Annotated in this window: 3 protein-coding genes; 1 reads left to right on the forward strand and 2 read right to left on the reverse strand. The window is 65.0% G+C overall.

Annotation, left to right across the window (positions count from 1 at the left end; genetic code table 11):
* Both WAN02_RS28710 and WAN02_RS28715 read right to left on the reverse strand, forming a co-directional pair.
* Window positions 1–2,744, reverse strand: a 2,744-nt coding sequence (locus WAN02_RS28710; RefSeq protein ID WP_422268783.1) for a UPF0182 family protein, incomplete at its 3' end; no start/stop codon positions are given.
* A gap of 100 nt (window positions 2,745–2,844) precedes the next feature.
* On the reverse strand, window positions 2,845–3,867 hold the full coding sequence (locus WAN02_RS28715; protein ID WP_422268784.1) for a PDZ domain-containing protein: 1,023 nt from the start codon (window positions 3,865–3,867) through the stop codon (window positions 2,845–2,847).
* Between the two features lie 95 nt (window positions 3,868–3,962).
* On the opposite strand from WAN02_RS28715, the gene WAN02_RS28720 reads away from it, so the two are divergent.
* Window positions 3,963–5,138 (forward strand): zinc-dependent metalloprotease (locus tag WAN02_RS28720; RefSeq protein ID WP_422268785.1); only part of this gene is annotated, 1,176 nt, incomplete at its 3' end.

Consider the following 5,138-nt stretch of genomic DNA (forward strand, 5'->3'; position numbering starts at 1 on the left):
GCACTGGCCGGCGCACCCGATTCGGTGGGCGCGATACCTGCCGCGGTCGCGGCGGCGCCGGGCCCGAACAACCCCGTCAGCGCATCGCCGACGGTGGGCCCGTAACCGATCTTGTCGTTGTACATCATCGCCACCCGGATCAGCCGGGGATACGACGAGGCGACATCGCTGGTGCCGGGCGAGGCGTACACCGGCTCGACGTAAAGCAATCCGCCCTGAGCCACCGGCAGCGTGAGCAGATTGCCCCACTTGATCCGGTTCTGATTGTCACGCCCGATCACGCCAAGGTCTTGCGACACAGCGGTATCGGTGGTGATCGCGTTATTGGCCAGCTTCGGCCCGTTGACCTGACCGGGAATGGTCAGCACGGTGATCTTGCCATAGGTCGACGGATCGGAGCTCGCGCTGATGTAGGCGGCCAGGTAATCGCGCTTGAACCTGTTCATCGCGCTCGTCAGTTGGAACGATGCCGAGTTGTCTTCTTTGGCAATGTTTTTCGCGACGATGTAGTACGGCGGCTGGTAACTGCTCGCGGTCGGATTCGGGTCCAGCGGCACGTCCCAGAAATCTGAGGTGGAGAAGAACGTCACCGGGTCGTTGACGTGGTACTTGGCCAGCAGCATCCGCTGCACCTTGAACAGGTCTTCGGGATAGCGCAGATGGGCGGCCAATTCGGCGGTGATGTCACTCTTGGGTTTGACCGTTCCGGGGAACACCTTCATCCACGCTTTGAGCACTGGGTCGTGCTCGTCCTGCTGGTACAGCGTCACCGTTCCGTCGTAGGCATCGACCGTGGCCTTCACCGAGTTACGGATGTAGGACACCTGCTTGTCGGGCGCCAACCGGTTGAACGCCACTTCGGTGGAGTCGGCGGTGGCCGAGGACAACGACGTGAGCTCGGAGTACGGGTAGTTGTCCAGCGTGGTGTAGCCGTCGATGATCCACACCAACCGCTTGTTGACGATCGCCGGGTACACGTTGCTGTCGGTGGTCAGCCACGGTGCCACCGCCTCCACCCGCTGGGCCGGGTCACGATTGAACAGGATCTTGCTGTTGGATCCGATCACGTTGGAGAACAAGAAGTTTCGCTCCGCGAACTTCGCGGCGAAGACGCTGCGCGACACCCAGCCACCGAGCGGCACTCCGCCGCTTCCGGTGTAGGTGTAGTTCTTGGTCTCGGTGTTGGTCTCGTAGTCGTATTCCCGGTCCACGCCGTTCTTTCCGACGATCGCGTAGTCGGCGGGCGAGCTGGCGATGACCGGTCCGTAGTAGATACGCGGCTGATCCAGCGGAGCGGGACCGCTGGAGGTCACGCCGCCGTTGGCCCCGACGACGCTGGCCAAGAATTCGGGGTAGCCACCGTTTTGGTTGGGGTCGTTGGCAATACCGCGCACGGTGTTGGCCGGCGAGGCGATGAAGCCGTTGCCGTGGGTGAAGACGGTGTGCCGGTTGATCCAGTCCCGCTGGTTGTCGATCAGGTGGTCGGGGTTGAGTTCACGTGCAGCAACCACATAGTCGTGCAGATTGCCGTCGCGGTCGCGGTAGCGGTCGATGGACAGCTGGTCGGGAAAGTAGTAGAAGTTCTTCGCCTGCTGGAACTGTGTGAACGCCGGGCTGATGATGGTCGGGTCCAGTAGCCGGATGTTGGACGTGGTGGCACGGTCGGACGCCACCTGCTCGGCGGTCGTCCTCCCATCACCGCTGTAGTCGCGGTAGGTCACAACGTCTTCGGTCAGGCCGTAGGCTTGGCGGGTCGCAGCGATGCTTCGGCTGATGTATTCGCGTTCCTTCTGCGCCGCATTGGGTTTGACGCTGATCTGCTCGACGATCAACGGCCAGGCGGCGCCGACGACCATCGAGGAAAGCAACAGCAGCACCAGGCCGATCGACGGAATTCGCAAGTCTCGCAGCACAACCGCGGAGAACACCGCCACCGCACAGATCAACGCAATTGCCAGCAGGATCAGCTTGGCCGGCAGCACCGCGTTGATATCGGTGTATCCGGCTCCGGTGAACGGCTTGCCGGCACGGGTGTGGGACAGCAGCTCGTAGCGATCCAACCAGTACGCAAACGCCTTGAGTAACACCAGCGTTCCGACCAGGCTGATCAACTGGATGCGCGCCGAGCGGCTCAATGCCCCGGTGCGCCCGGACAGCCGGATACCGCCGAAGACATAGTGAGCCAACAAGTTCGAAACGAACGCCAGAAACAGCGCCACGAAGAGGAAGCTGAGCACCAGCCGGTAGAACGGCAGCTCGAAGGCATAGAAACCGAGGTCTTTGCCGAACTGGGGGTCGCGAACACCGAAGTCGCTGCCATGCAGGAACAGCTGGATACGCACCCAATAGGTCTGTGCGACAACACCGGCCAGCAAGCCGATCGCCACCGGGACGCCGATACCGATCACCCGAAGCCGCGCCATCACCACCGTGCGATAGCGCGCCACCGGATCACTGCCGTTGCTCGGCACGAAGACCGGCCGGGTGCGATACGCCAGGGCCAGGCTTGCGAACACGATGCCACCGACCAGCAGCCCGATCACCACGAACACGATCAGCCGGGTCACCAGCACGGTGGTGAACACCGACCGGTAGCCCAGCTCGCCGAACCAGAGCCAGTCCACGTAGGCGTCGATGAATCGCGGGCCGACCAGCAGCAGCCCGATCACGGTCAGAGCGATCGCGATCAGCGTTCGGCTGCGTCGAGTCAGCTTCGGCATCCTGGCGGCGGGCCGCATCCCCACTAGCTACGCTCCCTGCTCGTTTGTCCTCGGCGTTTCAACTGTACGCACTCCGTCTGATTGCCCTGCTGCTCCTCGCGCCGCTCTGCGGCGTCGCCGGGCGTCAACAGCTCGGCGGTTTCCCGCCGGCAGCGACGGCGTGCAGCGCGTCCACTGCCCCACCCAGGTTGTCGACCTTCACCAGTTGCAAACCGGGCACTTGTTTGGAGTTTGCCTCGTAGCAGTTCTCGGCCGGCACCAGGAACACCGTCGCGCCGGCATCGCGGGCCGCGCTCATCTTGTGCAGGATGCCGCCGATCCGGCCCACTTCGCCGTCCGGCTTGATCGTGCCGGTGCCCGCCACGAACTTCGAGCCGACGAGGTTGCCGGTGGTGAGCTTGTCGATCACCGCCAAGCTGAACATGAGACCCGCCGATGGTCCGCCCACGTTGGCGAGGTTGAAATCGACCGCGAACGGCGCCCACGGCGCGTCTGTCACCGAGACGCCGACAAAGCCATAGTCACCTTTCGGGTGATGACCCAACGTGATGTGGGCAACCCCGGGTGACGCGTTTTTGCGGTGGAAGTCGACCGCGACGTTTTGTCCGGGTTTGGTGGTCTTCAGATACGAGGTGAATTGCTCGACGGTGGTTACCGGCTTACCGTCGACGGCTTTGATGGCGTCTCCGGCCTGCAACTTACCCACCGAGGGCCCGGGATCGGTCAGCGTCACAACGGTGACGGCCGCCGGGTATTTCAGATAACCCAGGGCCGCGAACTCGGCGTTGTGCTCCGACTCCTTGAAATCGGCGTCGTTGGCCTTGTCGACATCCTCGCGCGACGTGCCCGGCGGGTAGACCAGGTCACGCGGCATCAACTGTTCCTGCCCGGATAGCCACAGCGTCAGCGCCTCGGCCAGGCTGAGATCGTCACGCTGGGACACCGTCGTCATGTCCAGCTGGCCCGTGGTCGGGTGCGTCTGTGTGCCTTTGATGTCGACCACCTGTTTGCCGTCGACCTGCCCGAGCGTGTCGAACGCCGGCCCCGGCCCCAGCGACACGTAAGGCACCGTCACCACTGCGAGCAGCACGCCGAAGACCACGATCGGGATCAACGCCACAATCAGCGTCACAATCCGCCTGTTCACGTCGCCAACACTAGACGGAGTGGTCAGAGCGCTCAGGTCCGTGGCGGGCGGGTTCACTCAGAGCGTGACAACGGGCCGCGCGGCGTGCGTGGGAGATGAGTACCGTTGAGGACATGGCTGACCTGCCTTTCGGCTTCTCCCCCGGAGACGATCCGGACCGCGATAAGCACCGCGAGAACGACCCCGAGTCCGGCTCAGGGTCCGCTGACCCATTCGGCCTGGGCGGCCTCGGCGGCGAGTTCAACGTGGCCGACCTCGGCCAGATGTTCACTCGCCTCGGGCAGATGTTCAGCGGCGCCGGCTCCATGGGCGGGCAATCCTCGGGTCCGGTGAACTACGAGCTGGCCCGCCAGCTGGCATCCAGCACCATCGGCTTCGTGGCCCCCATCCCAGTCGCCACCCGCGAGGCGATCGGCGATGCCGTCCACCTCGCCGAGACCTGGCTCGACGGGGTGACCGCGCTGCCGGCGGGCACCACCAAGGCGGTCGCCTGGACGCCTAACGACTGGGTGGACCACACCCTGGAGACCTGGAAGCGACTGTGCGACCCGATGGCTCAGCAGATCGCCACGGTGTGGGCATCGTCGCTGCCCGACGAGGCCAAGGCCATGGCGGGTCCGCTGCTGTCGATGATGTCGCAGATGGGCGGCATGGCATTCGGCTCGCAGCTGGGCCAGGCGCTGGCGCGATTGGCTCGCGAGGTCCTGACCTCGACGGACGTCGGACTACCGTTGGGCCCCAAGGGCATTGCGGCGCTGCTGCCCGACGCGATCGAGGCGTTCGCCGACGGTCTCGAGCAGCCGCGCAGCGAGATCGTCACTTTCCTGGCGGCCCGAGAGGCCGCCCACCACCGCCTGTTCAGTCATGTGCCGTGGCTGTCCAGTCAGCTGCTCGGCGCCGTCGAGGCCTACGCCAAGGGCATGAAGATCGACATGCAGGGAATCGAGGAGCTGGCCCGCGATTTCAACCCGGCGTCACTGAATGACCCGGCCGCCGTCGAGCAGCTGCTCACCCAAGGGGTGTTCGAGCCCAAGGCCACACCCGAGCAGACCCAGGCGCTGGAGCGGCTGGAGATACTGCTGGCCCTGATCGAGGGCTGGGTGCAGACCGTGGTGAATGCGGCGCTGGGCGAACGCATCCCGGGCGCGGCCGCGCTCGGTGAGACGCTGCGCCGCCGCCGGGCCACCGGCGGTCCGGCCGAGCAGACGTTCTCGACCCTGGTCGGGCTCGAGTTGCGACCGCGCCGGCTGCGGGAGGCCGCCGCCTTGTGG

This window comes from Mycobacterium sp., assembly GCF_049281135.1.
Taxonomy (GTDB): Bacteria; Actinomycetota; Actinomycetes; order Mycobacteriales; family Mycobacteriaceae; genus Mycobacterium.